At 72.7% G+C, this 22,935-nt stretch carries 22 protein-coding genes, 1 tRNA gene and 1 pseudogene; 15 read left to right on the forward strand and 9 right to left on the reverse strand.

Translation table 11 applies throughout. From position 1 onward, the window contains the following. Nucleotides 1-182 precede the first annotated feature (182 nt). The 5 genes from ACFCZN_RS12870 to ACFCZN_RS12890 all read left to right on the forward strand — a co-directional run bounded on the left by ACFCZN_RS12870 (nt 183) and on the right by ACFCZN_RS12890 (nt 5,829). The gene (locus ACFCZN_RS12870; RefSeq protein ID WP_430557039.1) at nt 183-1,352 is read left to right on the forward strand and encodes a PDZ domain-containing protein; all 1,170 of its coding nucleotides are present in this window, start codon (nt 183-185) and stop codon (nt 1,350-1,352) included. A gap of 118 nt (nt 1,353-1,470) precedes the next feature. Further along, nucleotides 1,471-4,551 (forward strand): UPF0182 family protein, encoded by a 3,081-nt coding sequence (locus ACFCZN_RS12875; RefSeq protein WP_429762631.1) that lies wholly within the window; start codon nt 1,471-1,473, stop codon nt 4,549-4,551. Between the two features lie 194 nt (nt 4,552-4,745). After that, nucleotides 4,746-4,822: transfer RNA gene (locus ACFCZN_RS12880), tRNA-Met, on the forward strand. 154 nt (nt 4,823-4,976) lie between these two features. Next, nucleotides 4,977-5,246, forward strand: a complete 270-nt coding sequence (locus tag ACFCZN_RS12885) for a DUF7218 family protein (protein WP_429762630.1) — start codon at nt 4,977-4,979, stop codon at nt 5,244-5,246. Nucleotides 5,247-5,334: 88 nt separating this feature from the next. After that, on the forward strand, nt 5,335-5,829 hold the full coding sequence (locus ACFCZN_RS12890; RefSeq protein ID WP_430557040.1) for a dsRBD fold-containing protein: 495 nt from the start codon (nt 5,335-5,337) through the stop codon (nt 5,827-5,829). A gap of 19 nt (nt 5,830-5,848) precedes the next feature. Here ACFCZN_RS12890 and ACFCZN_RS12895 read toward each other — a convergent pair whose 3' ends face one another. From ACFCZN_RS12895 to ACFCZN_RS12905, 3 genes are read right to left on the reverse strand one after another with little or no spacing between them, the layout of a single operon-like run. After that, nucleotides 5,849-7,090, reverse strand: a complete 1,242-nt coding sequence (locus tag ACFCZN_RS12895; protein WP_430557041.1) for an RNA polymerase sigma factor — start codon at nt 7,088-7,090, stop codon at nt 5,849-5,851. Nucleotides 7,091-7,112: 22 nt separating this feature from the next. Continuing rightward, entirely contained in the window at nt 7,113-7,463 is a 351-nt protein-coding gene (locus tag ACFCZN_RS12900) for a YciI family protein (protein WP_430557042.1), read from the reverse strand. Next, entirely contained in the window at nt 7,460-7,846 is a 387-nt protein-coding gene (locus ACFCZN_RS12905; protein WP_430557043.1) for a YciI family protein, read from the reverse strand. The genes ACFCZN_RS12900 and ACFCZN_RS12905 overlap by 4 nt, the downstream gene beginning before the upstream one ends. A gap of 178 nt (nt 7,847-8,024) precedes the next feature. Here ACFCZN_RS12905 and ACFCZN_RS12910 point away from each other — a divergent pair, with 178 nt between their 5' ends. The 3 genes from ACFCZN_RS12910 to ACFCZN_RS12920 are packed head-to-tail and all read left to right on the forward strand — an operon-like array spanning nt 8,025 to nt 10,568. Beyond that, the gene (locus tag ACFCZN_RS12910; protein ID WP_429762624.1) at nt 8,025-8,885 is read left to right on the forward strand and encodes an ABC transporter substrate-binding protein; all 861 of its coding nucleotides are present in this window, start codon (nt 8,025-8,027) and stop codon (nt 8,883-8,885) included. 7 nt (nt 8,886-8,892) lie between these two features. Continuing rightward, nucleotides 8,893-9,798 (forward strand): ABC transporter permease subunit, encoded by a 906-nt coding sequence (locus ACFCZN_RS12915; RefSeq protein WP_429762623.1) that lies wholly within the window; start codon nt 8,893-8,895, stop codon nt 9,796-9,798. After that, nucleotides 9,795-10,568, forward strand: a complete 774-nt coding sequence (locus ACFCZN_RS12920; protein WP_429762622.1) for an amino acid ABC transporter ATP-binding protein — start codon at nt 9,795-9,797, stop codon at nt 10,566-10,568. The genes ACFCZN_RS12915 and ACFCZN_RS12920 overlap by 4 nt, the downstream gene beginning before the upstream one ends. A gap of 128 nt (nt 10,569-10,696) precedes the next feature. On the opposite strand, the pseudogene ACFCZN_RS12925 reads toward ACFCZN_RS12920, so the two are convergent. Together ACFCZN_RS12925 and ACFCZN_RS12930 are read right to left on the reverse strand one after the other, a co-directional pair. Then, nucleotides 10,697-11,248 (reverse strand): annotated as a pseudogene (locus ACFCZN_RS12925) (response regulator); the annotation flags it as partial. A gap of 51 nt (nt 11,249-11,299) precedes the next feature. After that, complete coding sequence (locus ACFCZN_RS12930) at nt 11,300-12,526, reverse strand: sensor histidine kinase (RefSeq protein WP_429762620.1); 1,227 nt, start codon at nt 12,524-12,526, stop codon at nt 11,300-11,302. 241 nt (nt 12,527-12,767) lie between these two features. On the opposite strand from ACFCZN_RS12930, the gene ACFCZN_RS12935 reads away from it, so the two are divergent. The 4 genes from ACFCZN_RS12935 to ACFCZN_RS12950 all read left to right on the forward strand — a co-directional run bounded on the left by ACFCZN_RS12935 (nt 12,768) and on the right by ACFCZN_RS12950 (nt 16,511). Further along, nucleotides 12,768-13,550: an Ltp family lipoprotein gene (locus ACFCZN_RS12935; protein ID WP_429762619.1), complete on the forward strand. Its 783-nt coding sequence runs from the start codon at nt 12,768-12,770 to the stop codon at nt 13,548-13,550. A 53-nt stretch (nt 13,551-13,603) separates the two neighbouring features. After that, on the forward strand, nt 13,604-14,005 hold the full coding sequence (locus ACFCZN_RS12940; RefSeq protein WP_429762618.1) for a hypothetical protein: 402 nt from the start codon (nt 13,604-13,606) through the stop codon (nt 14,003-14,005). Between the two features lie 149 nt (nt 14,006-14,154). Continuing rightward, the gene (locus ACFCZN_RS12945; protein ID WP_430557044.1) at nt 14,155-15,033 is read left to right on the forward strand and encodes an NAD(P)-dependent oxidoreductase; all 879 of its coding nucleotides are present in this window, start codon (nt 14,155-14,157) and stop codon (nt 15,031-15,033) included. Between the two features lie 116 nt (nt 15,034-15,149). After that, complete coding sequence (locus ACFCZN_RS12950; RefSeq protein ID WP_430557045.1) at nt 15,150-16,511, forward strand: DUF2235 domain-containing protein; 1,362 nt, start codon at nt 15,150-15,152, stop codon at nt 16,509-16,511. Here the strand turns inward: ACFCZN_RS12950 and ACFCZN_RS12955 are convergent. Then, nucleotides 16,465-17,880, reverse strand: coding sequence for an alanine/glycine:cation symporter family protein (locus ACFCZN_RS12955; RefSeq protein ID WP_430557046.1), 1,416 nt, complete (start codon nt 17,878-17,880; stop codon nt 16,465-16,467). The genes ACFCZN_RS12950 and ACFCZN_RS12955 overlap by 47 nt on opposite strands. A 91-nt stretch (nt 17,881-17,971) precedes the next feature. Continuing rightward, entirely contained in the window at nt 17,972-18,358 is a 387-nt protein-coding gene (locus tag ACFCZN_RS12960; RefSeq protein WP_429762613.1) for a universal stress protein, read from the reverse strand. A gap of 80 nt (nt 18,359-18,438) precedes the next feature. On the opposite strand from ACFCZN_RS12960, the gene ACFCZN_RS12965 reads away from it, so the two are divergent. Continuing rightward, on the forward strand, nt 18,439-18,834 hold the full coding sequence (locus ACFCZN_RS12965) for a zf-TFIIB domain-containing protein (RefSeq protein WP_430557047.1): 396 nt from the start codon (nt 18,439-18,441) through the stop codon (nt 18,832-18,834). Nucleotides 18,835-18,863: 29 nt separating this feature from the next. Here ACFCZN_RS12965 and ACFCZN_RS12970 read toward each other — a convergent pair whose 3' ends face one another. Next, on the reverse strand, nt 18,864-19,307 hold the full coding sequence (locus tag ACFCZN_RS12970; RefSeq protein WP_429762611.1) for a SufE family protein: 444 nt from the start codon (nt 19,305-19,307) through the stop codon (nt 18,864-18,866). A gap of 101 nt (nt 19,308-19,408) precedes the next feature. Further along, on the reverse strand, nt 19,409-20,335 hold the full coding sequence (locus ACFCZN_RS12975) for a sulfurtransferase (RefSeq protein ID WP_430557048.1): 927 nt from the start codon (nt 20,333-20,335) through the stop codon (nt 19,409-19,411). A 432-nt stretch (nt 20,336-20,767) separates the two neighbouring features. On the opposite strand from ACFCZN_RS12975, the gene ACFCZN_RS12980 reads away from it, so the two are divergent. After that, the gene (locus ACFCZN_RS12980; protein ID WP_429762609.1) at nt 20,768-21,292 is read left to right on the forward strand and encodes a nucleoside deaminase; all 525 of its coding nucleotides are present in this window, start codon (nt 20,768-20,770) and stop codon (nt 21,290-21,292) included. A gap of 27 nt (nt 21,293-21,319) precedes the next feature. Beyond that, entirely contained in the window at nt 21,320-22,810 is a 1,491-nt protein-coding gene (locus tag ACFCZN_RS12985) for an NCS2 family permease (RefSeq protein WP_430557049.1), read from the forward strand. Nucleotides 22,811-22,935 lie beyond the last annotated feature (125 nt).

Consider the following 22,935-nt stretch of genomic DNA (forward strand, 5'->3'; position numbering starts at 1 on the left):
CGGCCGTCTTCCGACTGGTTCACCGTAACCACCGACGACGTCCGGTCGGGTCGTGGGGTTCCGGCGGTTCGCTCTGGGCGCAGATCTCCCGGACACCCTGACCCGGGGACGGGTCCCGGCCGCGCCACCGACCGTGCCCGTGACCGGGCGCAGCGTCCAGGAACGTCGGCGATGATGTGCCCGTGACCTTCGACCGCGACATCCTCGCGCCCGACGACCCGTCGTCGCCCGACGAGGACACGCTCCCTGGCGCGCGTGCGTCGCGCCGCAGCGTGACGCTCGGCGTCTCCCTGCTGACGACGGCGCTCCTCGCGGCCGTCCTCCTGGTGCTCCCCACGCCCTACGCGATCCGGGCCCCGGGGCCGACGGAGGACACGCTCGGGCTGCAGGGCGCGGACGTGCAGAGCGGTGCGGACGAGACGTCGAGCGGAGGCAAGAGCGCGACGGCGAAGCCCGTCGTCGAGATCGAGGGCGCCGAGACCTACGACGTCTCGGGCGAGCTGCGACTCACCACCGTGTCCGTCTACGGCGGGCCCGGCGGGGACGTCCTGCTCGGCGACGTGCTGTGGGGCTGGGGCTCGCGCGAGCGCTCGGTGCAGCCGGTCGAGTCGATCTTCCCGGAGCAGACCACGCGGGAGCAGCAGCAGGAGGTCGGCCAGGCGCAGATGGCGGGGTCGGAGTCGGCCGCGACCGTGGCCGCGCTGACGGAGCTGGGGTACGAGGTGCCCGCCACCCTCACCGTCGCGGGCACCGTGCCCGACTCCGGCGCCGACGGCGTCGTCGAGGCGGGGGACGTCGTGCGCAGCATCGACGGGCACCAGGTCACGACCCACCAGGACCTGCTCGCCGCCCTCGACGACGTGACGCCGGGCGCCGACGTCACGCTGGGCGTCGAGCGCGACGGCGAGCCGACGGACCTCACGGTGACGACGTCGGAGGGGGACGGGCGGGCCGCGCTCGGCGTGCTCCTCGACCCGGCGTACGACTACCCGGTCGACGTGACCATCCGGCCGGGCGACATCGGAGGGCCGAGCGCCGGCACGATGTTCGCGCTGGCGATCATCACGAAGATGACGCCCGAGGACGAGCTGGACGGCGCGCACGTGGCGGGCACGGGCACGATGAGCGTCGACGGGCTCGTCGGCCCGATCGGCGGCATCCAGCAGAAGCTCTTCGGCGCGGTCGACGCCGGCGCGGACTGGTTCCTCGCCCCGGCGGACAACTGTGACGAGGTCGTCGGGCACGTCCCCGACGGGCTGCGGGTGGTCCGGGTGGCCACCCTCGACGACGCGCGGACCGCGATCGAGGCGATCGGTGCGGGGGAGGGCACGGACCTTCCGACGTGCTCGTGACCGGCGAGTGAAGGGCCGGTCGCCCACCCGCGCGCGAAGCGTGGGAACCTGAGGGATGACAGGGACGTTCCACACCAGAACGTCCGTCCGTCCCGAGCACGAGTGAGGTGCCCGCACCGTGTCCTTCGCTGCCCCACCCCGTCGACGGCCAGGCGGCCCGCCCGCCAAGCGCCGCCGCAGCCCTCTGGCGATCACGCTGGTCGTGATCGCCGCGGTCGTCGTCGCGCTGCTCCTGCTCGCGCAGTTCTGGACCGAGATCATGTGGTTCGACGCGCTCGGCTTCGGCAACGTGATCTGGACGGAGTGGATCACCCGCGGCGTCCTGTTCGTCATCGGCTTCCTCGTGATGGCGGCCGCCGTGTTCTCGTCGTTCGCCGTCGCGTACCGGGTGCGCCCGGTCTACGCGCCGTCGACGCCCGAGCAGGCGACCCTCGACCAGTACCGCGAGGCCATCGAGCCCCTGCGGCGCGTCGTGACCATCGCCGGGCCGGTCGTCGTCGGATTCTTCGCCGGTGTCGCGGCGTCCGCGCAGTGGCGCAGCGTGCTCCTGGCGATCAACCCCTCGTCGTTCGGCGAGAAGGACCCGCAGTTCGGCATCGACCTCGGGTTCTACGTCTTCTCGCTGCCCGCGCTGCGGTTCATGGTGAGCTTCCTCATGGCGGTCGTGATCATCGCCGGCATCGCCGCGCTGGTGACGCACTACCTGTACGGCGGGCTCCGGCTCGGGCCGGTGCCGGCGGGCACCCCGCGCACCACGCGCGCGTCCCGCGTGCACCTCGCCGTGCTGGGCTCCGCGCTCATGCTCGTGATCGGCGCGAACTACTGGCTCGACCGGTACTCGTTGCTGACGGCGACGAACGGCGGCAGCACCGCGGCCACCTACAACGGCGCGTCCTACTCGGACGTGCACGCCGTCATCCCGTCGAAGGAGATCCTCACGGGCGTCGCGGTGCTCGTGGCGCTCCTGTTCGTCGTGGCGGCGGTCCGCGGCACGTGGCGCCTGCCGGCCATCGGCGTCGGCCTCATGGTGGTGTCGGCGATCGCGATCGGCGGCATCTACCCGGCCGTGGTGCAGCGGTTCCAGGTGAACCCCAACGCCCAGGAGCTCGAGGCCGACTACATCCAGCGCAACATCGACGCCACGCACGCGGCGTACGGTCTGGACGACATCGAGACCCAGCCGTACGACGCCACCACGGAGGCGGAGCAGGGCGCGCTGCGCGAGGACGCGGACACCACCGCGTCGGTACGTCTGCTCGACCCGCAGATCGTCAGCCCGTCGTTCCGTCAGCTGCAGCAGAACAAGCAGTACTACAACTTCGCCGACAACCTGTCGGTGGACCGGTACGAGATCGACGGCGAGTCCCGCGACACCGTGATCGCGGTGCGCGAGCTGAACCTCGGGGGCCTCGGCGACGGGCAGCGCAACTGGGTGAACGACCACACCGTCTTCACCCACGGGTACGGCGTCGTCGCCGCGTACGGCAACCAGCCCGGACCCGACGGTCAGCCCGCGTTCTACGAGGGCGGCATCCCGACGCAGGGCGCGCTCACCGACAAGGGGTACGAGCCGCGCATCTACTTCAGCCCCTCCACCACGGAGTACTCCATCGTGGGCGCGCCGGAGGACACGAAGCCGTGGGAGCTCGACTACCAGGCCGACGACGAGCAGGGTGGCCAGCAGGTCAACACGACGTTCCCCACGGAGGAGGTGACCGCCGGCCCGTCCGTCGGGTCGTTCGGCAGCAAGCTGCTGTACGCGCTGAAGTTCGGCTCGCAGGAGATGCTGTTCTCCGACCGCGTCACCGACGAGTCGCAGATCCTCTACGACCGTGACCCGATGACCCGCGTGCAGAAGGTCGCCCCGTGGCTGACCCTCGACCAGGGCATGTACCCGGCGGTGGTCGACGGACGCGTCAAGTGGATCGTCGACGGGTACACCACCTCGGACGCGTACCCGTACTCGACCAGCCGCCCGATGCAGGAGGCGACGGCGGACTCCCTGACGCTCGCCGCGCAGGGCGTGCCGGTGGAGATGCCGCCGGAGGTCAACTACATCCGCAACTCGGTGAAGGCGACCGTCGACGCGTACGACGGCTCGGTGGACCTGTACGCCTGGGACACCGACGACCCCGTCCTCAAGGCGTGGTCCGACGTCTTCCCGACGTCGGTGAAGCCGATGTCGGAGATCTCCGGCGACCTCATGAGCCACATCCGCTACCCCGAGGACATGTTCAAGGTCCAGCGCACGCTGCTGACGCAGTACCACGTCGAGGACGCGGGGCAGTTCTTCTCCGGCCAGGACTTCTGGGCGAACCCGGCGGACCCGGTGTCCACCGGTGGCGCGACCGGCTCGAACGCGGCGAAGCAGCCCCCGTACTACCTGTCGCTGCAGATGCCGGGACAGGAATCCTCGGCGTTCTCGTTGACCAGCACCTTCATCCCGGGCGGTAACACCGACCGCGAGATCCTCACGGGATACCTGGCCGCCGACGGCGACGCCGGGTCCACCGCGGGCGAGGTGGCGGAGGGCTACGGGAAGCTCCGGATGCTGGAGCTGCCCCGCGACTCGACGGTGCCGGGCCCGGGCCAGGTGCAGAACAACTTCGACTCGAACCCGACGATCTCCGAGCAGCTGAACATCCTGGAGCGCGGCTCGTCGAACGTCGTGCGCGGCAACCAGCTGACCCTGCCCGTGGGTGGTGGCCTGCTCTACGTGCAGCCGGTGTACATCCAGTCCGCCGGTGGCACGGCGTACCCGCTGCTGCGCCGCGTGCTCGTCGCGTTCGGCGACCAGACCGGGTACGCGGAGACGCTCGACGAGGCCCTGGACCAGGTCTTCGGCGGCGACTCGGGTGCGACGGCCGGCGACGCCGACGGCGGGACCGAGACCGAGGTGCCCACCGCGCCGGTCGAGGGCGAGGACGGGGCGACCGAGCCGTCCACGGAGCCCAGCACGGAGCCGAGCACCGAGCCCAGCACGGAGCCGTCGACGGAGCCGAGCGGCGGCAGCACGCCGTCGGGTGACGCGCAGTCGCGGCTGAACGCCGCCCTCCAGGAGGCGAACGACGCGATGACCGACAGCGACGAGGCGCTGAAGGCCGGCGACTTCACCGCGTACGGCGAGGCGCAGGACCGCCTGCAGCAGGCGATCGAGGACGCGCTCGCTGCGGAGAAGGAGATCGGGTCCGCCGGCTGACCGGCCGGTGGTGCGAGGCGCGGGGTCGTCGGTCCGTCCGGACCGGCGGCCCCGCCGTCGTCTGCGCCGCCGTCCGGTGGTCGTGGTCGGGGGCGTCGTCGCTGGTCGGAGGCCACCGCGAGTGTGACCTCCGTCCCATTCGCCCGATGCGATTTGATTCGTGTCCGACGACGCCGTAATGTTCAGGGAGTCGACGCGGGGTGGAGCAGCTCGGTAGCTCGCTGGGCTCATAACCCAGAGGTCGCAGGTTCAAATCCTGCCCCCGCTACCACGGGATGTCGTCGACATCCACGAAGGCCCCGACCGGGATCCGGTCGGGGCCTTCGTCATGTCCGGGTGCCGGCACCACCCGTGAGTGATAGGTCTCGAGCGTGGGCCCCGCGTGAAGCCACCGCGCGGGCACGCCCGGATCGGGAGGAGCCACCATGCCGCGACGAGACGCAGGGCCGAGCGTCAAGGACAAGGAGCTCTACGAGGAGCTCCGCGACGAGGGCAACAGCAAGGAGAAGTCCGCGCGGATCGCGAACGCCGCCGCGGCGCGAGGCCGGAAGAAGGTCGGCGCCAAGGGCGGGAAGTCCGGCTCCTACGACGACTGGACTGTCGCCGACCTGCGGAAGCGGGCGTCGGAGATCGGCATCGAGGGACGCTCGTCGATGCGTAAGGCGGAGCTCGTCAAGGCGCTGCGCTCGCACTGACCGCGCCGTGCCAGGGGCCCGTGCCGGGCGCATGATGGAAGGAGCCGGCACGGGGACGGCGGGCACCCGACGACGCGAGGAGGCGGCGATGAGAGCGACGGTGGGCGACCGGATCGTGGTGGCGTCCGGTGTGGTCGGCGGGGCGGTGCGCGACGGCGTCGTGATCGCCTGCCCGCACGACGACGGGTCGCCGCCCTACCAGGTGCGCTGGTCCGACACGGGGGAGGAGACGCTGGTGTTCCCCGGCGCGGACACGCTCGTGCAGCACGACGACGGCGGGACGGAGCACGCACGGTCGCCGCGACCGTCACCCGCCCGGGCCCTGACGTGGGACGTGCGGGTCTCGCTCGTGGAGTCGTCCGGGAGCACGACGGCGGAGGCGATGCTGACGCCCGGTCCGGACGTGGGCTCGTTGCGCGGCGTCGGGCACGCGCGCAAGGACCCGGGCGACCTGCAGGTCCCGGTCATCGGGGACGAGGTCGCGGCGGCACGGGCCCTGCGACGCCTGGCGGACGCGCTGCTCGAGCAGGCGGAGCAGGACATCTCGGCGCAGACGGGGCACCAGGCGCACGTGCACCCCTGACCGACCGCCGCCCGGGCGGTCAGGCGAGCTCGGCCCGACGCCGGCGCAGATGGTCGTGCTCGGCCCCCGGCCCGCACAGGGCGAGCGCCGCGTCGTAGGCCCGCAGGGCACCGTCGGGGTCGCCCGCGCGCCGCAGCAGCTCCGCCCGCAGCGCGGGCAGCCGGTGCCCGGGCAGCGCGACCTCGGCGAGGGCGTCGAGGCCGGCGCGCGGACCGGAGACCTCGGCGACGGCGACCGCGCGGTTGAGGCGCACCACCGGGGTGTCGGCCAGCGTCAGGAGCTCGTCGTAGCGGGCGAGGATGCGGTCCCAGGCGGTCGCGTCCGGGGTGCGGGCGATCGCGTGCTCGGCCGCCACGAGGGCCTGCAGCAGGTACGGCGTCGGGGCAGCGGTGGCGAGCGGGGTGAGCAGCTCGAGGGCCTCGGCGATCTCGTGCTGGTGCCACCGGGAGCGGTCCTGGTCCGGAAGCAGCACCAGGGCGCCGTCGTCCACGCGGGCGTCGCGGCGCGAGTGCTGGAGCAGCACCAGCGCGAGGAGCGCGTCGAGGTCGCGCGCCGCCACGCCGCCGCCGGCCTCCCCGCCGGCCCCCAGCGTGGGCCGGACGTCGCGCAGCACGCGGACGAGCCGCACCGCTTCGCCGGCGAGCTCGGCTCGCACGACGTCGTCCCCGCTGGCGGGCGCGTAGCCCGCGGTGAAGGCCAGGTAGGCGACGTCGGCCGCGACACCGAGGCGGTCGGCGACCTCGTCGGCGGGCGGCAGCGCGAACCGCTCGCCCGCGAGCTTCTTGCGGGCCCGGGTGAGGCGCGCCGCCATCGTCGGCGTGGACTGGAGGAACAGGCGGGCGACGTCGGCCGTGGGCACGCCGAGCACCAGGCGCAGCGAGAGCGCCGCGGCCGCCTCGCGCGACAGCCGCGGGTGGGCGCACAGCAGCACCAGCCGGAGCCGCTCGTCGGTGAGGGGCTCGCCGACGTCCGCCATGACCCGCTGTGCCCGGGCGGCCAGGTCCGCCTCGACCTCCAGCAGCGGCATCGACCGCGCCAGCACCTGTTCCGACCGGAGCCGGTCGAGGACGCGGCGCCGGGCGGCGGTGAGGAGCCAGGCCGGGCCGTTCGCCGGCACGCCCTCGCGCGGCCAGGTGCGCGCCGCCGCCTCGAACGCGTCCGCGAGCCCGTCCTCGGCCAGGTCGAGGCGGCGGAACCGCGCGACGAGCAGGGCCAGGAGCCGGCCCCACTCGTCGCGCACGAGGTCCTCGAGGACCGTCACGAGCGTCTCCCCACGGGGTGCCCTACCCGGCCACGGCCGGCCGCAGCTCGACCGTGAGCTCGTCCGGGAGCAGCCGCGCGAGCTCGACGGCCGTGCCCAGGTCGGGCACGTCGACGACGTAGAAGCCTCCGAGCTGCTCGGCCGCCTCGGCGTACGGGCCGTCGGTGACGGCGCGGTCGCCGTTCGCCCCCGGCCCGAGCGTGCGGGCGGTGCCGGGGTGGCCGAGGCCCTCGCCCGCGAGGACCGCGCCCCGCTCCGCGACGGCGGAGTCGAACGCCTCCAGCCGGGCGTAGAAGCGCTCGCGGTGCGCGTCGTCGGCGGCGCCCCAGATCTCGTCGTGGTCCGGCTGCGTGAGCAGGACGACGACCTTCATGCGTCCCCCTCCTCGTGGTCGACCGCGGCGCGGACCTCGACGACGCCGTCGGCGTCGCCGCCGCCGGTCGAGCCGACGAGGGTCGCACTGACCTGGAGCAGGTCGTCGAGGTCGTCCGACTCGACCAGGTAGAACCCGGAGAGCTGCTCCGCCGTCTCGGCGAACGGACCGTCGGTGACGACGACCCGGCCCGCGGCGTCGCGGGAGACCTGCTTGGTGGAGCGGGAGTGCGTCAGCTCGGCACCGCCGGTGATGCGGTGCCCGCGCTCGGCGAGCAGTCGGGCGAACTCCTCGTGCTTCGCGTAGACGGCGGCGCGCTCCTCGGCGCTCGCGCGTTCCCAGACGTCCTCGACGCCGGGCAGCAGTACGACGTACGTGGTCATGGTCCCATCGTCCTTCCTCGTGGCGGGTCGTACACGGTGATGACGCGCCAGGGGCGGGAAGATCGACAACCGCGCCGAGGTTCCTCTGTGACCACCGCCATGCCGCAGGGACCCGCGGTCGGCATAGGCTCGTCGGCGGCGTGACCCGCCGCGTCCCCCTCGTCGGAAAGGCTCCACCGTGCGCACCTCCCGTCCTGTCCTCGCGGTCGCTCTCGCGTCGGCCGCCACGCTCGCGTTCGCCGGCTGCTCGACGTCGGACGACGGCGACGGCGCGCCCGTAGCGTCCGGCAGCGCGACCGACTGCACGCCCGAGGGGATGCAGACCCTCACCGACGGCACGTTGACCGTGGGCGCCAGCGACCCCTTCGAGCCCTGGTACGTGGGCGAGCCGAGCAGCGGGGAGGGCTTCGAGTCGGCGCTCGTGTACGCCGTCGCGGACGAGCTCGGGTTCGCGAAGGATGACGTCGAGTGGACGTCGGTCACCTTCGAGCAGATCATCAGCCCGGCCGTGAAGACCTTCGACGTCGCCGCCTACCAGACGACGATCACGGACGAGCGGAAGAACGCCGTCGACTTCTCCAGCCCCTACCTGACCAGCCGCCAGGGCGTCATCGTCGCCGACGAGGGCGACTTCTCCGACGCCGCGAGCCTGGCCGACCTCAAGGGCGCGACGATCGGCGTCACCGCCTCGCAGACGTCGCTCGCCGTCGCCGACGCCGCGTGGGGCGACGACGTCGAGGTCACCCCCTTCAACGCCGCGGGCGACGGCATGACGGCGCTGAGCTCGGGCACCATCGACGCCATGGTGATGGACGTCGACCAGGGCGTCGCCGCCTCGACCGTCTACTTCCCCGACACGCACGTGATCGGCACCCTGCCGCCCGTGGGCGAGCCCGAGCAGCTGGGTCTGGTGCTCGACAAGGGGTCGTCGCTCACCGCGTGCGTCTCGGCCGCCGTCGACACGCTCGAGGAGAACGGCACGCTCGACGAGCTGCGCACCACGTGGCTCAAGTCGGACGACATCACCGAGCTGTCCTGACGCGCACGTGAGCACCCCGACGTCCGGACCCGCGACGACGCCGACCGGCGGATGGCAGCCGTCGGAGCGGGCGCGCGCCCGCGCGGCGTACCGCCGGGCGCAGCACCGCCGCGCGCTGCTGGTGGCGGGTGTCGCGACCGTGCTGGTGGTGGCCGCCGTCGCGTACGTCGTGACGACGGCGCCCGGCTGGGAGCGGGCGCGCGAGGCGTTCTTCTCCCCGGAGCGGGCGTGGGAGGTGCTGCCCGAGGTCGCGGCGGGGCTGTGGCTCAATCTGCGGGTGTGGGTGGTGGCGAGCGTCGTCGCGCTGGTCGTGGGGCTCCTGCTGGCGGTCGTGCGGACGTCGCGGGTGCCGGCGCTGTTCCCGCTGCGGATCCTCGCCGTCGGGTACGTGGACGTGTTCCGCGGCGTGCCTCTGCTGCTCGTGCTGCTGCTGGTCGGCTTCGGCCTGCCCGCCCTTCGGCTGCCGTGGCTGCCGGTGAGCGCGGCCTTCCTCGGCGGCCTGTCGATCGTGGTCTGCTACACCGCGTACCTCGCGGAGATCTTCCGGGCGGGCATCGAGGCGGTGCACCCGTCCCAGGTGGCCGCCGCGCGGTCGCTCGGGCTGACCCGCGCGCAGGCGGCACGGCGCGTCGTGCTGCCGCAGGCGGTCCGCAACGTCGCCGCGCCCGTGGCCAGCATGCTCGTGTCGCTGCAGAAGGACTCCGGCCTCATCTCCATCCTCGGCGCCGTCGACGCGATCCGCGCGGCCCAGATCGCCACCACCGGGGACTACAACTTCACGCCGTACGTCGTCGCGGGCCTGCTGTTCATCGCGATCTCGATCCCGCTCACCCGGCTGGTCGACGCCTGGTCGGCGAGGCAGGGCTGGCGCGGCGAGCTGCGCGGCGTCGCGGGCGCGGGGGCGATCCGATGACCGCACCCCTGCGCGCGCCGCTGCTGGCGCTGCGCGACGTGCGCAAGTCCTTCGGTACCGGCGCCGACCGCAAGGTCGTGCTCGACGGCGTCGACCTCGACGTGGCCGAGGGGTCGTGCGTCGTCGTGGTCGGGTCGTCCGGCTCCGGCAAGTCCACGCTCCTGCGCGTCGTCGACCTGCTCGAGGAGGTCGACGACGGCCAGGTGCTGCTCGACGGCGAGGACGTCGCCGACCCGTGGGTGGACGCCGACGCCGTGCGCGCCCGCCTCGCCATGGTGTTCCAGCAGTACAACCTCTTCCCGCACCTGCGCGTGCTCGACAACGTGACCCTGGCGCCGCGCGTCGTGCACAAGGTGCCGCGGGCCGAGGCCGAGGCGGCCGCGCTGGCGATGCTCGAGCGCGTCGGCCTCGCGGACAAGGCCCGCGCCTTTCCCGACCAGCTCTCGGGCGGGCAGCAGCAGCGCGCCGCCATCGCCCGCGCGCTGGTGAACGGGCCCGAGCTGCTCCTGCTCGACGAGGTGACGTCCGCTCTCGACCCCGAGCTGGTGGGGGAGGTGCTCGACCTCCTGCTGTCCCTGCGCACCGAAGGTGTCGCCGGGCGGCCCACGACGATGCTCGTCGCCACGCACGAGATGGGCTTCGCCCGCGAGGTCGCCGACGAGGTCGTCTTCCTGCACGCCGGGCGCGTGCACGAGCGCGGTACGCCGGAGCAGGTGCTCGGGGACCCGCACGAGCAGCGCACCCGGGAGTTCCTGCGCCGGCTGCGCTGACGGCCCGTCAGGAGCCGGTGCCCGGCGCGGTCGCGCCCGCCCTGTCGACGAGGACGGCCAGCTGTTCCCCGAGCCGTGAGGTCGAGCTTGGCCATGGCCCGCCCCAGGTGGGCCTTGACCGTCGACTCGGACAGGTAGAGCCGCCGCCCGATCTCTCGGTTCGACAGCCCGTGCGGCAGGAACGTCGCGATCTCCCGTTCCCGAGTGGTGAGGGCGTCGAGGGCGCTACGGGCCTCGTCGCGGCGGCTGTCGAGGCGCCGGCTGCCGGAGAGGTGGCGGATCACCGCGCCCGCGGAGACGTGGTCGAGCGCGCCGGAACCGGCGGCGACGTCACGCACGTGGGCGGCGATGTGCTCGGGGTCGTCGTCCTTGCTGAGGAAGCCCTGCGCGCCCGCGGCCAGCGCGGCGACGACCGTCTCGTCGGTGCCGAACGACGTGAGCGCGATGACCGCGGGAGGACCGGGACGACGCCGGAGCTCGCGGATGGCGTCGAGCCCGCCGGTGCGGCGCATGTGCAGGTCCATGAGCACGACGTCGGGCCGGTACTCGGCGACAGCCGGCACGACCTCGTCGCCGTCGGTCGCCTCACCGACGACGTCGATGCCCTGGGCGGCCAGCACCGTCGTGAGAAGCCGCCGCACCATCGGGTCGTCGTCGACCACGAGGACTCGGACCTCCATGCACGCGAACGATAGCCCCGGGCGCCAGCGTTCGCCGGACGAACGCCCGGGTCACGTCGCGCGGGCGACCCACGGCAGGTGGGCGCGGACGATAAACGACCCGTCCTCACGGCCGGCGACGAGGGTGCCTCCGACGGCGTCGGCCCGCTCGTGCATCCCGAGCAGCCCCGAACCGGTACCCGGCAGCGACGGCGCACGAGCACCGTCGGACGGCAACAGGTTGCGCACCGTGATGTCGACCCCACGCTCCGGCGCAGCGTCGACGCGGACGTCGACGGGCTGACCACCCGCGTGCTTGTGGGCGTTGGTGACCGCCTCCTGCACCACCCGGAACGTGGCACGCACCAGGGTGGGTGCGGCGTCCTGCCCGCCCGTGACGGAGACCGCGGCGGTGGTCCGGGGGTCGTCGCCGGTCATCCGGCCGAGCAGTGGGCGCAGGTCGTCGAGCGTCGCGCCGGGGAATCCGGTCACGGTGTCGCCCGAGCGCAGGGTGGTCACCAGCGAACGCAGCTCCCTGATGGCCTGCTGCGCCGAGGCGCGCATCTCTCGGGCCGCCCGCGCCGCCGCCGGGTCGTTCGTGCTCGTGACCTCGAGGGCCGAGGCCTGCAGCGAGATCTCTGCGACATGGTGCGCCACGGTGTCGTGCACCTCCCGCGCGATGAGGCGTCGCTCGTCCTGGCGCCCCGCCTGGTCGCGCAGGACGGCCGCCGCGGCGGCTGCCGCCTGCTGCTCGTCACGGGCACGCTCGGCCGCCAGGTGCGCACGGCGGACGAGTCCGGCAGCGACCGACAGGCCGAGCAGCACGATCCCCACCGCGACGTAGGCCGCCGCCGTCGGGTCGGAGGACAGCACGCGGGTCTGCTCGTCGACGGTCACCAGCACCTGGGCCTCGTGGTCGCGCAGCGCGTCCCGCAGGAGCGCCGTCGCGGTCGCGGCCGTCGTCGCACCGGCCGCGGTCAGGCAGGCCCGGACAGATCCCGTGGCCAGCACCCACGGGAGGGTGAGGAGCGCCGCCGACGCGTCCAGAGGGAGCAGGACCGAGCACGCCGAGGCGCCGAGGCAGAGGGCGAACGGGAACCGCCGCCTCCACACGAGCAGACCCGCCAGCGCGAGACCGACGACGGCGCCCACCACGTACAGCGTCGGGTGCAGGGCACTCTCCCGTCCCGTGGCCTGCGACGCGAACCACACCGCCACCAGGGCGCTCGCGGCCGACACCGCCACGGCGACCACCGTGCCGGCTGCCGACGCCCAGCGCAGGACGGCGGCACGCCGCACCCGCGAGCTTCTGTCCGGGCCTGGCGTGTCAGCCGCTCGAGCGAACATGCGTCGACAGTACGGCGGGCCGTGCCGCCGCGCGTCTGCCGACCGGGTACGTCCGGCCCTTCCCGGCGTACCCGACCGGGCACCCGGCTCTGCCCGATCGGGCGATGTAGTGAGGGCGTGCCCGGGCTGATCCTGGCCATGGACCGAAGTCAGGCATCACGCAGGGTGCCGCCGTCAGAGCAGGAGTAGCCCGATGACCGATCAGTTCCCGTCCTCCGTCCCGCCCACCGACGCGCCGGCGACGAAGGCGCAGCTCAAGCAGCAGGCTCGCGAGGCCAAGGCGGTCGCGAAGGCGAACCGCAGCTGGGTCCGGCGCCACAAGATCCTCACGGGCCTGGGCGTGGCCGGGGTGGTCGCGGTCGGTGCGACGGCGATGAACTCAGGCGGGGAGGACCCGGCCGTTGCCGAGCCGCCCGCGGCGGTGGCGGAGGCGGCACCCGCCGCTGAAGCCGACCTTCCTGCAGAGACCGGGACGGACGCTGACGCGTCCGAGGACACGGCGACCGTGGAGGCGACGACGGACACGTCGAGCGAGGCGTCCACCGAGACGACGTCACAGGCCAACGCGCGCAGCAGCGCGGAGTCGTACCTGGGCACCATGGCGTTCTCGCGCTCGGGGCTCGTGAAGCAGTTGAAGTTCGACGGGTACTCGGACAAGGACGCGAAGTACGCGGCCGGCGCGGTGGACGCGGACTGGAGCGAGCAGGCCGCGAAGAGTGCGGAGTCGTACCTGGACACGATGGCGTTCTCGCGGTCGGGTCTCGTCGACCAGCTGGAGCACGACGGCTTCTCTGCGAAGCAGGCCGAGCACGGCGCGGACACGGTAGACGCGGACTGGAGCGAGCAGGCCGCCAAGAGCGCCGAGACGTACCTGGACACCATGTCGTTCTCGCGCTCCGCGCTCGTCGACCAGCTGCAGTTCGACGGCTTCAGCGCCGACCAGGCCCAGCACGGTGCGGACTCCGTCGGCCTCTGATCCGCCAGACCGCTGATCGTGCGGCGCCCAGCCTCTCTCATCAGGAGACGAACATGACTGATCACATCGCCACCGCATCGCTGCGAGACGGTGCCGTCCAGCCGATCTCAGGCCCGGCTGCCGTCACTCCCACCGTGACCTTCCGCGCCATGCGGCTCGGAGTCCGCCCCGTGGTCACGGTCACGGAGAAGGCTGTGACTTACGAGCAGCGGTACGCGAACTGGCTGACTTGGCTTCTCGTCGTCTGCACGGCCGGCTGCGCTGCCTTCGCCTGGCCGTGGGTACTGTTCGGCAAGCGCATCCAGACGCTTCCCGCCAAGGCGATCTCGAACGTCGAGGTCGCCAGCGGCGCGACGTCCGTCCTCCGACTTACCACGTCGGGCGGCGTGATGGAGTTTCGTACCGATTCCGCGACAGCCGACCGTGCCAGGAGCGTCCTCTTCGGTGCGCTGTGAGACCCGGCCGCTGAGGTGATTCCTCCGTCGGTCAGGTGCCCGTCTCACGTTTCCTCCGCCGAGGTGCCGGGACGGCCGGGAAGCTAACCTGGCCGCTTGACCGTAGCCCGGGCCCCGGTGCTGCTTCGACGACGTCGCGGAGGTAGCCAGTGCAGCGCACGTCGATCGGTTTCGTCGGCACGGGGCCGATGGGGGCGCCGATGGCGCGGAATCTGCTGGCGGCGGGTTTCGACGTCGCGCTGTGGAACCGCACGCCGGAGAAGGCGGAGGCGGTCGCCGAGGGCGAGTCGCGTGCGACGGTCGCGGCGACGCCGGCAGAGGTGGCGCGGTCGGTGGTGGTGGTGATGCTCCCGGACCTGCCGCAGGTGCGCGACGTCGTCCACCGGCCCGACGGGCTGCGTGCGGGGTGGCGCGCGGCGGGGGTGGGCGACCCGGTGCTGGTCGTGATGAGCACGGTGAGCCCGGTCGAGGTCGCCGCGTGGGCGAAGGAGCTCGCGGCGGACGGCATCCGCCTGGTGGACGCGCCCGTGAGCGGCGGCGTCGAGGGCGCGGTGGCGGGCAGCCTGAGCATCATGGCGGGCGGCGCGGACCACGACCTCGCCGCCGTCCTCCCCGTGCTGGAGGCGATGGGCTCGACGGTCCGCCACCTCGGTGCGGTGGGCGCGGGCTCGCTCACCAAGACGTGCAACCAGATCGTGGTGGGCGGCACGCTCAACGCGCTGGCCGAGGCGGTCGCCATCGCCCAGTCCGGTGGCCTGGACCTCGCCACCGTGCTGGAGGTGCTGGGCGCCGGGCTGGCCGGCTCGCAGGTGCTCACGGACAAGTCGCGGCGCTACCTCTCGGGCGACTATGCGGACGGTGCCGCGTGCCGCACCCAGCTCAAGGACCTCGAGTTCGGCCTCGCGGTCGGGCGGCGGCTCGGCGTCGACACCGCGCTGACGGCGGTCGCCCGCGACCGCTACCAGCGGATGGTCGACCGCGGCGACGCCGAGCTGGACCACAGCGCCGTCATCCGCGTCGTCGTCTGACCCTGCGCATGTCGCCGCACGCGGCGCCGTCGGTGGACGGACGTCGCGCGACGGCGTGAACGCTCGTCGTATCAGCGTCGCCCTGCCTCCCTCCGAGGTACATGGAGGGGACGACGATGAAGCGACTGGTGCTGTGCTGCGACGGGACGTGGAGCCATGCGGTGAACCCGCAGGTGTCCAACATCGAGAAGCTCGCGCGGTCCGTGCTGCGCTCCGGAGGGAGCGCTGATCCGGACGTCGAGCAGATCGTCGGCTACGTGGCGGGCGTCGGTGCCCGCGGCTACCTGGTCGACCAGCTGCTGGGCGGCGCGTTCGGCTACGGGTTCACCCGCAACGTGGTGGACGGCTACCGGTTCCTGGCCATGAACTACGAGCCCGGTGACGAGATCGTCGTCCTCGGCTACTCCCGCGGGGCGTACACGGCGCGCAGCGTCGTGGGGATGCTGTCGCAGGTGGGCCTGCTGACCGTGGAGGCCCAGGACGCCGGGCTGCTGTGCGAGGCGGAGCGCGTCTACCGCCTCAAGCCGCCGACGGCGCGCCGCGTCGCGAGGGCGGAACGCACCGTGGCCCGCACCAGGCCCGGCTCGTGGCGGCGCCGGCGGGCGGAGGCCGTGCTGCGGCAGGGCGACGAGGTCCGGGCGGAGAAGAAGGCGTTCCGCGCGGAGCACGGGATCGAGGTCCCGGTCCGCTTCCTGGGCGTCTTCGACACGGTCGGCGCGCTCGGGGTCCCCGGGCCGTCGCGACGCAAGAACCGCTTCCACGACGTCTCGCTCGCGCCCGCCGTGCAGACCGCCCGGCAGGCGCTCGCGATCGACGAGCGTCGCCTGACCTTCGCGCCGTGCCTGTGGTCCGTGCCCGACGACGACCCGTCCGGCCGCGTGGAGCAGGTGTGGTTCCCCGGCACCCACGGCGACGTGGGCGGCGGCGGCTCGCGCTGCGGCCTGTCCGACCTCGCGCTGCAGTGGATGGCCGCCGAGATGCGCGCCGTGGGCGTGCAGTTCGACGAGCACCGTCTCGCGCGTCAGCTCGCCCCGCGCGCCGCCCTGGTCCTGGACCAGGCGCCGCCGTGGCCGTTCCGCATCCTCAACGTGGCCACCCGCGTGCGTCCGCGGTACGCGACGGTCGACGGCCGCCTCGTGTTCCGCCGCGGCCTGCGGGTCCTCGCGCTGCCGGTGGCCTCGTCCCCGGCGGAGTTCGCGGCCGGCGCCACGGGGCACGACGTCGTCCCGGCGGAGGTCGTCGGGGCGTGGCGCGACGGCGTGCGCCTCGCGGACACCGTGCTGCGGCACGTCCTGCGCGACGGCTACGCCGCCCTGGCCCCGAACCTCGGCTGGTGGATCACCGAGGCCGGGGGAGTGGAGCGCGTCCCCGTCGAGCGAGTCGACGCCGCCCGCGGCGACCTGCGCCCGTTCGTCGTGCCGGGCGACGACGTCATCGGACCGGTGCGAAGTCCTCGAGCGCTGCCGGCGGGTCGGTGAGGTCGGGGTCCTTCGCGAGGTAGGCCTTCGTCTCCCGCGCGATCAGTCCGGACAGCAGGAGCAGCCCGACGAGGTTCGGCAGCGCCATGAGCCCGTTGAGGACGTCGGCGACGCCCCACACGAGGTCCAGCTCCCAGACCGCGCCCACGAGGCACACGAGCGTGAAGATCGCGCGGTACGGCAGCGACACCCTGATGCCGAAGAGCGAGGTGGCGCACCTCTCGCCGTAGTACGCCCACCCGATCACCGTGGAGAGCGCGAAGAACACGACGGCGATCGCGACCACGGCGCCGCCGAACTGCGCGAGCGGGCCGGACGACATCGCCGTCGACGTCATCGCCGCGCCCTCCTCGCCCGACGTCCACGCGCCGGACGTGATGATGACGAGGCCGGTGAACGACACGACGACGATCGTGTCGATGAAGGTCTGCGTCATGGACACCAGGCCCTGGCGCACCGGGTGGTGCGTCTTCGCCGCGGCGGCGACGATCGCGGCCGAGCCCAGGCCCGACTCGTTGGAGAACAGGCCGCGCGCGACGCCGAACTGCAGTGCGAGGGCGACGGTCGAGCCGACGAAGCCGCCCGTGGCCGCCGTCCCGGTGAACGCGTCGGTGAACACGAGCGCGAGGGCGTCGGGGATGGCGGTGACGTTCGCGCCGAGCACCAGGAGCCCGGCCAGGATGTAGAAGAGGATCATCGTCGGCACGAACGACGCGGTGACCGCGCCGATCCGCTTGATGCCGCCGAGGAGGACGACACCCACGAAGAGCACGATGACGATGCCCGTCGCCAGCGGCGGGACGCCGAACGTGTCGTCGAGGGACTGCGCGATCGTGTTGGTCTGCGTCATGTTGCCGATCCCGAACGCGGCGAGCGCGGCGAAGACGGCGAACGCGACGGCGAGGATCGTGCCCAGCGGCCCGCGGATGCCCCGCTTGAGGTACTCCTGGGGCCCGCCGCGCTGCTCGCCCTTCTCGTCGACGACGCGGAACTTCGAGCCGAGGAACGCCTCGGAGTACTTGGACGCCATGCCCAGCAGGCCGGTGACCCACATCCAGAACAGGGCGCCGGGGCCGCCGATGCCGATGGCGGTCGCGACGCCGGCGATGTTGCCGACGCCGACCGTGGCGGCGAGCGCGGTGGTCAGCGCCTGGTAGTGCGAGATGTCGCCCTCGCCGTCCCCGTCGCCCGCCGAGGCCTCCTTGCGCTGGAGCAGCCCGAGGCGCAGTGCGGGCCCGAGCTTGCGGAACTGCAGCCCCTTGAGCCGGATCGTGAGGTACAGGCCCGTGCCCAGCAACAACGGGATCAGGAGGAAGGGGCCCCAGACGAAGGAGCTGGCTGCCGCGATGAAGTCAGCGAAAGAATCCACGCCGCGCACCGTAACCCGTTGCCGTCGTCATCCGTCGGGGGGGCCACGGCGCGTGTCGCCGGTCGGGCGAAGCCCGACACGTCGCAGCTGGTCAGGAGTCGTAGGCGTCCTTGACGACGAGCACCGGGACCGGGGCGTCGAGCAGCACCCGCTGCGTCGTCGTGCCGACGAGGAAGGTGCCCGCGTTGGAGCGCTTGCGGGAGCCGAGGACGACGAGCGTCGCGCCGGACGCCTCGGCGGCGTCGAGGATCGCGTCCGCGGGCTCGGTGCCGGAGGGCCGGCGGGTGACCGGCAGGACCTCGACGCTCTCGCCCGCCTCGGCGAGGATGCCGTCGAGAGGGTCGCCCTCGACGGGGTCGTCCGACCGGGCGAGGTGGACCACGTGCAGCGGCAGCCCGCGCCGGGTCGCCTCCGCGATCGCCGTCCGGACGGCCGCCTCACCGTGGGGCGACGGGTTGTAGGCCACGAGCACCGTCATGCGCACACTCTCGCACACGGAGGGAACCTCGCGCCGGTCCGACCCGTTGACCTCACCAGCCGACGAAGGAGCAGCGCATCATGCAGTGCCCCCACGACCAGTCCGTCCTCGTGATGTCCGAGCGCAAGGGCATCGAGATCGACTACTGCCCGCAGTGCCGGGGCGTGTGGCTCGACCGGGGTGAGCTCGACAAGATCATCGAACGATCCCTCGAGTCGGAGATCGCCGCCGAGGCGCGCGGGCCCGTGCCGCCCGCGCCGGCCTCCCCGGGGCCGCCCTACCCGGCGTCGTACGACGAGCGCCGCTACGACGACAAGCGCTACGACGACCGTCGCTATGACGACAAGAGGTACGACGACAAGAGGTACGACGACAAGAGGTACGACGACAAGAGGTACGACGACCGCGGGTACGACCCCCGCTACCGCAAGCGCAAGAAGAAGGACTCGTTCCTCGGGGACCTGTTCGACTTCTGACGGGCCTGAAGCCCGCGTCGGCGGGTGCGTCAGGCGGCGGCGAGCTGCTCGCGCACCTGCCGCTTGGCGCGGGTGAGCATGCCCGCCATGCCGTTGAGACGCAGGGGGCTGACCGCGCGGGTGAGCCCGATCATCAGCGGGAAGTCGTCGGGCACGTCCAGGACCTGCTGGGCCGAGAGGCCGGACAGCCCCTGGGCCAGGATCGACGCGAACCCGCGCGTGGTGGGCGCCTCCTGCGGGGCGGTCGCGTAGAAGTGCACGACGTCGCCGTCGACCTCCGCGAACGCGCGCACGGGGGACTGGCACTCCTCGACCGCCTCGAGCAGGCCGGGCGCGCTCTCGTACCGCGGGGGCAGCCCCGGCAGCTCGCGGGAGAACTCGAGCAGCAGCTGCAGCCGGTCGCGCTCGGGCAGGGCGAGGAACTCCTCGCGGATCTCGGCGAGCGGCTCGGGCAGGGTGGCGGCGTCGGTCATGGTCCCAGTCTCTCGTAGGGAGCCGGACGCCGGTCGAGCCGGTCCGGACCGCGGATGGGTCTGGACCGGCTCGAGCGCGGCGCCGTGGCCGGTCGGGTGGGTCAGGCGGCCTGCGCCTGCTTGACGCTCGCCGGGACCTCTCCCGGCTCGGCGCCCGCGACGATCGGCACGCGCACGGCGTTGCCCCACTCGGTCCAGGAGCCGTCGTAGTTGCGGACGTCGTCGATGCCGAGCAGGTAGCGCAGCGCGAACCACGTGTGGCTGGAGCGCTCGCCGATGCGGCAGTACGTGATCACGGAGTCGCCCGCCGTGAGGCCGAGGCCGCCCTCCTGGTAGATCGCCTCGAGCTCGGCGCGCGGCTTGTAGGTGCCGTCCTCGGCGACCGCGGTGGCCCAGGGGACGTTGCGCGCCGACGGGATGTGGCCGCCGCGCAGCACGCCCTCCTCCGGGTAGTCCGGGATGTGCAGGCGCTCGCCGGAGAACTCCTGCGGGGAGCGGATGTCGACCAGCGGCCCGTTGCCCAGGTGGGCGAGCACGTCCTCCTTGAAGGCGCGGAACGTGGCGTCGTCGCGCTCGACGACGGGGTAGGTGCCGCGGGCGGGGGACGGCACGTCGGTGGTGAGGTCGCGCCCCTCGGCCACCCACAGGTTGCGTCCGCCGTCGAGCAGGCGGACGTCCTCGTGGCCGAACAGCGTGAAGACCCACGCGGTGTACGCGGCCCACCAGTTGTTCTTGTCGCCGTACAGCACGATCGTCGTGTCGCGGGAGATGCCGCGGCTCGCGAGCAGGTCGGCGAAGCCGGCGCCGTCGAGGTAGTCGCGCTCGACAGGCTGCAGCAGGTCGGTGTGCCAGTCGATCTTCACGGACCCGGGGATGTGGCCGGTCTCGTAGAGGAGCACGTCCTCGTCGGACTCCACGACCACCAGGCCCGGGGTGTCGAGGTTCTCGGCGAGCCACGACGTCGTCACGAGGCGCTCGGGGTGCGCGTACTCGGCGAGGCGCGGCGTCGGGTCGGTGGGTGCGGGCATGGGTTCCTCCATCTGTGCGGCGCGGGGCGCGCCGGGCGCGGCGGGTCGTGGCCACTCGGGTTCGTGGACACTCTAGGAACAGGCGGACCTGCCGCGACAGTCCGTGTCCATCATGTGGGACCACGATGCGAGACGGTGTTCATCGCGACGAAACGCCCGCGATACGGAAATGTGATTCCGAAATTCTTGTGGTGCCCGTCACCGAGTGCTAGCGTCGCGGATGCCTAAGGCGGGCCCGGGCCGCGCGGACGTCGACGTCGACTCCCGCACGGTGATCGACGAGATCGATCCGACACCGGCAGCTATCTACCAGGCGGCATGAAGGACAACTCGCCTGCAGCGACCCGCCGAGCGCCCGGTCTCCACCGGGACCTCGAGGGGCCGACGGACCCGAGCACCCGGGGGCCGCTGCCCGAACCGTGGAGACTCACCATGGACCGCAATGCCGTGATCAACCAGTCAGTCCGCACGGCCGTTCCCGTGGACGCAGCACACCTCGAGAAGGCCGTCTCCCTCGCCGTCGACAGCGTGGCGAACGCGGGCGGCCCCTTCGGAGCCGTCGTCGTCACCCGTGACGGCCGCGTCATCGAGGGCAACAACCGCGTCACCCAGGACAACGACCCCACCGCGCACGCGGAGGTCACCGCCATCCGGCGGGCCTGCGCCGAGCTCGGCACGTTCGACCTGTCGGGGGCCGTCCTCTACTCGAGCTGCGAGCCGTGCCCGATGTGCCTCGCGTCCGCCCTCTGGGCGCGCGTGGACGCCGTCTACTTCGCTGCCGACCGCCACGACGCGGCCGCCGCCGGGTTCGACGACGCCGTGTTCTACGACTTCTTCGCCGCGACACCCGAGACCCGGGCCGCCGGCGGGGTGATGACCGTGCGCCACGAGCGCACGGGCAGCGCCGTCGCGCCATTCGACGCGTGGCGTGTCCTCGAGACCCGCATCGACTACTGACGTGCGGGCCGGAGAGGACACAAGGACGTGACCATCCTGGGAACCCGGCGGGACACCGCCGAGAACGACAAGACGCCCTCCACCGGCGCCCGCCGAGGCGTGCTGGAGCGGCTGTTCAAGATCACCGAACGAGGCTCCACCACGGGACGCGAGATCCGTGGCGGGCTGGTGACCTTCTTCGCGATGGCGTACATCGTCATCCTCAACCCCCTGATCCTCGGCGGCACCAGCGCCGGGAACGCCCCCACCGACGTCGCGGGCGGGTGGCTCGCGACGGCCCAGGTGGGTGCCGTCACCGGCCTCGCCGCGGGCGTGCTGACCATCCTGTTCGGCCTCGTCGCGAACCTGCCGTTCGCGCTCGCGGCCGGGCTGGGGATCAACTCGTTCCTCGCCGTGGCCGTGGTCGGCGACGTCACCTGGCCCGAGGCCATGGGCCTCGTGCTCATCAACGGCCTGCTCATCGTGCTGCTCGCCGCGACGGGCGCGCGGTCGGCGATCTTCAACGCCGTCCCGCGGCAGCTCAAGGCGGCCATCACGGTCGGCATCGGGCTGTTCATCGCCTTCATCGGCTTCGTCGACGCCGGCTTCGTCACCCCCACCGAGGGCGGCCCGCCGGTACAGCTCGGCGACGGCGGCTCGATCACCACCGTCCCGACGATGATCTTCGTCTTCGGCCTGCTGCTCATGGGGATCCTCGTGTCCCGCGGGGTCAAGGGCGGGCTGCTCATCGGCCTGGTCGGGACCACGATCGTGGCAATCGTCGTCGAGGCGGTGCTCCAGCTCGGGCCCGCGAGCGACGACAACCCGGGCGGTTGGCACCTGTCGGTGCCCGCGCTGCCGGACTCGCTGGTCTCCGTGCCCGACCTGTCCCTGCTGGGGCAGTTCAGCTTCGGCGCCTTCGACCGCATCGGGGCGCTCGCCGCCACGATGCTCGTGTTCACGCTGTTCTTCACGAACTTCTTCGACGCGATGGGCACGATGACGGGCCTGGCCAAGCAGGGCGGGCTCGCCGACAAGGACGGGAACTTCCCGAAGATCAAGTCGGCGCTCGTCGTCGAGGGCGTGGGCGCCGTCGTGGGCGGCGCGTCGTCGTCGTCGTCGAACACCGTGTTCGTCGACTCGGCGGCGGGCGTCGGCGAGGGGGCGCGCACCGGCCTGGCGTCGGTCGTGACGGGTGGCCTGTTCCTGGTCGCCATGTTCCTCACGCCGCTGACCGCCGTCGTGCCGATCGAGGTCGCCAGCGGCGCCCTCGTGGTGGTCGGCGCGATGATGATGAGGGAGATCAAGGAGATCGACCTGGGCGACTTCTCCGTCGCCCTGCCGGTGTTCCTCACGGTCGTGACGATGCCGTTGACGTACTCCATCGCCAACGGGATCGGGATCGGCTTCATCACGTGGGTGCTGCTGCGCTTCGCCTGCGGTCGGGCGCGTGACGTGCACCCGCTGCTGTGGGTGGTCGCCGCGGGCTTCCTCGTGTACTTCGTGCGCGGCCCGCTCTCGGCGGCGCTCGGCGCCTGACGGCAACGTCGGTCGGGGCTTCCCTGGACCAGCCAGACTCAACAAAAGGGGGGGGAACCCAAGTCTTCCCCTTGGTGGCGCCCTGGGCTGGGGGTTTTAATCCCGTGCGCATACATTTTTCCTTG

Origin of the sequence: Isoptericola sp. NPDC056134, assembly GCF_042264825.1 — a bacterium.
GTDB classification, from domain to species: domain Bacteria; phylum Actinomycetota; class Actinomycetes; order Actinomycetales; family Cellulomonadaceae; genus Isoptericola; species Isoptericola nanjingensis.

What these genes read in the sequence shown, in the direction of transcription:
- ACFCZN_RS12885 (WP_429762630.1), top strand. Translation starts at nt 4,977, where the DNA reads ATGCCGCGACGAGACGCAGGGCCGAGCGTCAAGGACAAGGAGCTCTAC.
- ACFCZN_RS12890 (WP_430557040.1), top strand. Translation starts at nt 5,335, where the DNA reads ATGAGAGCGACGGTGGGCGACCGGATCGTGGTGGCGTCCGGTGTGGTC.
- ACFCZN_RS12900 (WP_430557042.1), bottom strand. Translation starts at nt 7,463, where the DNA reads ATGAAGGTCGTCGTCCTGCTCACGCAGCCGGACCACGACGAGATCTGG.
- ACFCZN_RS12905 (WP_430557043.1), bottom strand. Translation starts at nt 7,846, where the DNA reads ATGACCACGTACGTCGTACTGCTGCCCGGCGTCGAGGACGTCTGGGAA.
- ACFCZN_RS12920 (WP_429762622.1), top strand. Translation starts at nt 9,795, where the DNA reads ATGACCGCACCCCTGCGCGCGCCGCTGCTGGCGCTGCGCGACGTGCGC.
- ACFCZN_RS12935 (WP_429762619.1), top strand. Translation starts at nt 12,768, where the DNA reads ATGACCGATCAGTTCCCGTCCTCCGTCCCGCCCACCGACGCGCCGGCG.
- ACFCZN_RS12940 (WP_429762618.1), top strand. Translation starts at nt 13,604, where the DNA reads ATGACTGATCACATCGCCACCGCATCGCTGCGAGACGGTGCCGTCCAG.
- ACFCZN_RS12950 (WP_430557045.1), top strand. Translation starts at nt 15,150, where the DNA reads ATGAAGCGACTGGTGCTGTGCTGCGACGGGACGTGGAGCCATGCGGTG.
- ACFCZN_RS12960 (WP_429762613.1), bottom strand. Translation starts at nt 18,358, where the DNA reads ATGACGGTGCTCGTGGCCTACAACCCGTCGCCCCACGGTGAGGCGGCC.
- ACFCZN_RS12965 (WP_430557047.1), top strand. Translation starts at nt 18,439, where the DNA reads ATGCAGTGCCCCCACGACCAGTCCGTCCTCGTGATGTCCGAGCGCAAG.
- ACFCZN_RS12970 (WP_429762611.1), bottom strand. Translation starts at nt 19,307, where the DNA reads ATGACCGACGCCGCCACCCTGCCCGAGCCGCTCGCCGAGATCCGCGAG.
- ACFCZN_RS12975 (WP_430557048.1), bottom strand. Translation starts at nt 20,335, where the DNA reads ATGCCCGCACCCACCGACCCGACGCCGCGCCTCGCCGAGTACGCGCAC.
- ACFCZN_RS12980 (WP_429762609.1), top strand. Translation starts at nt 20,768, where the DNA reads ATGGACCGCAATGCCGTGATCAACCAGTCAGTCCGCACGGCCGTTCCC.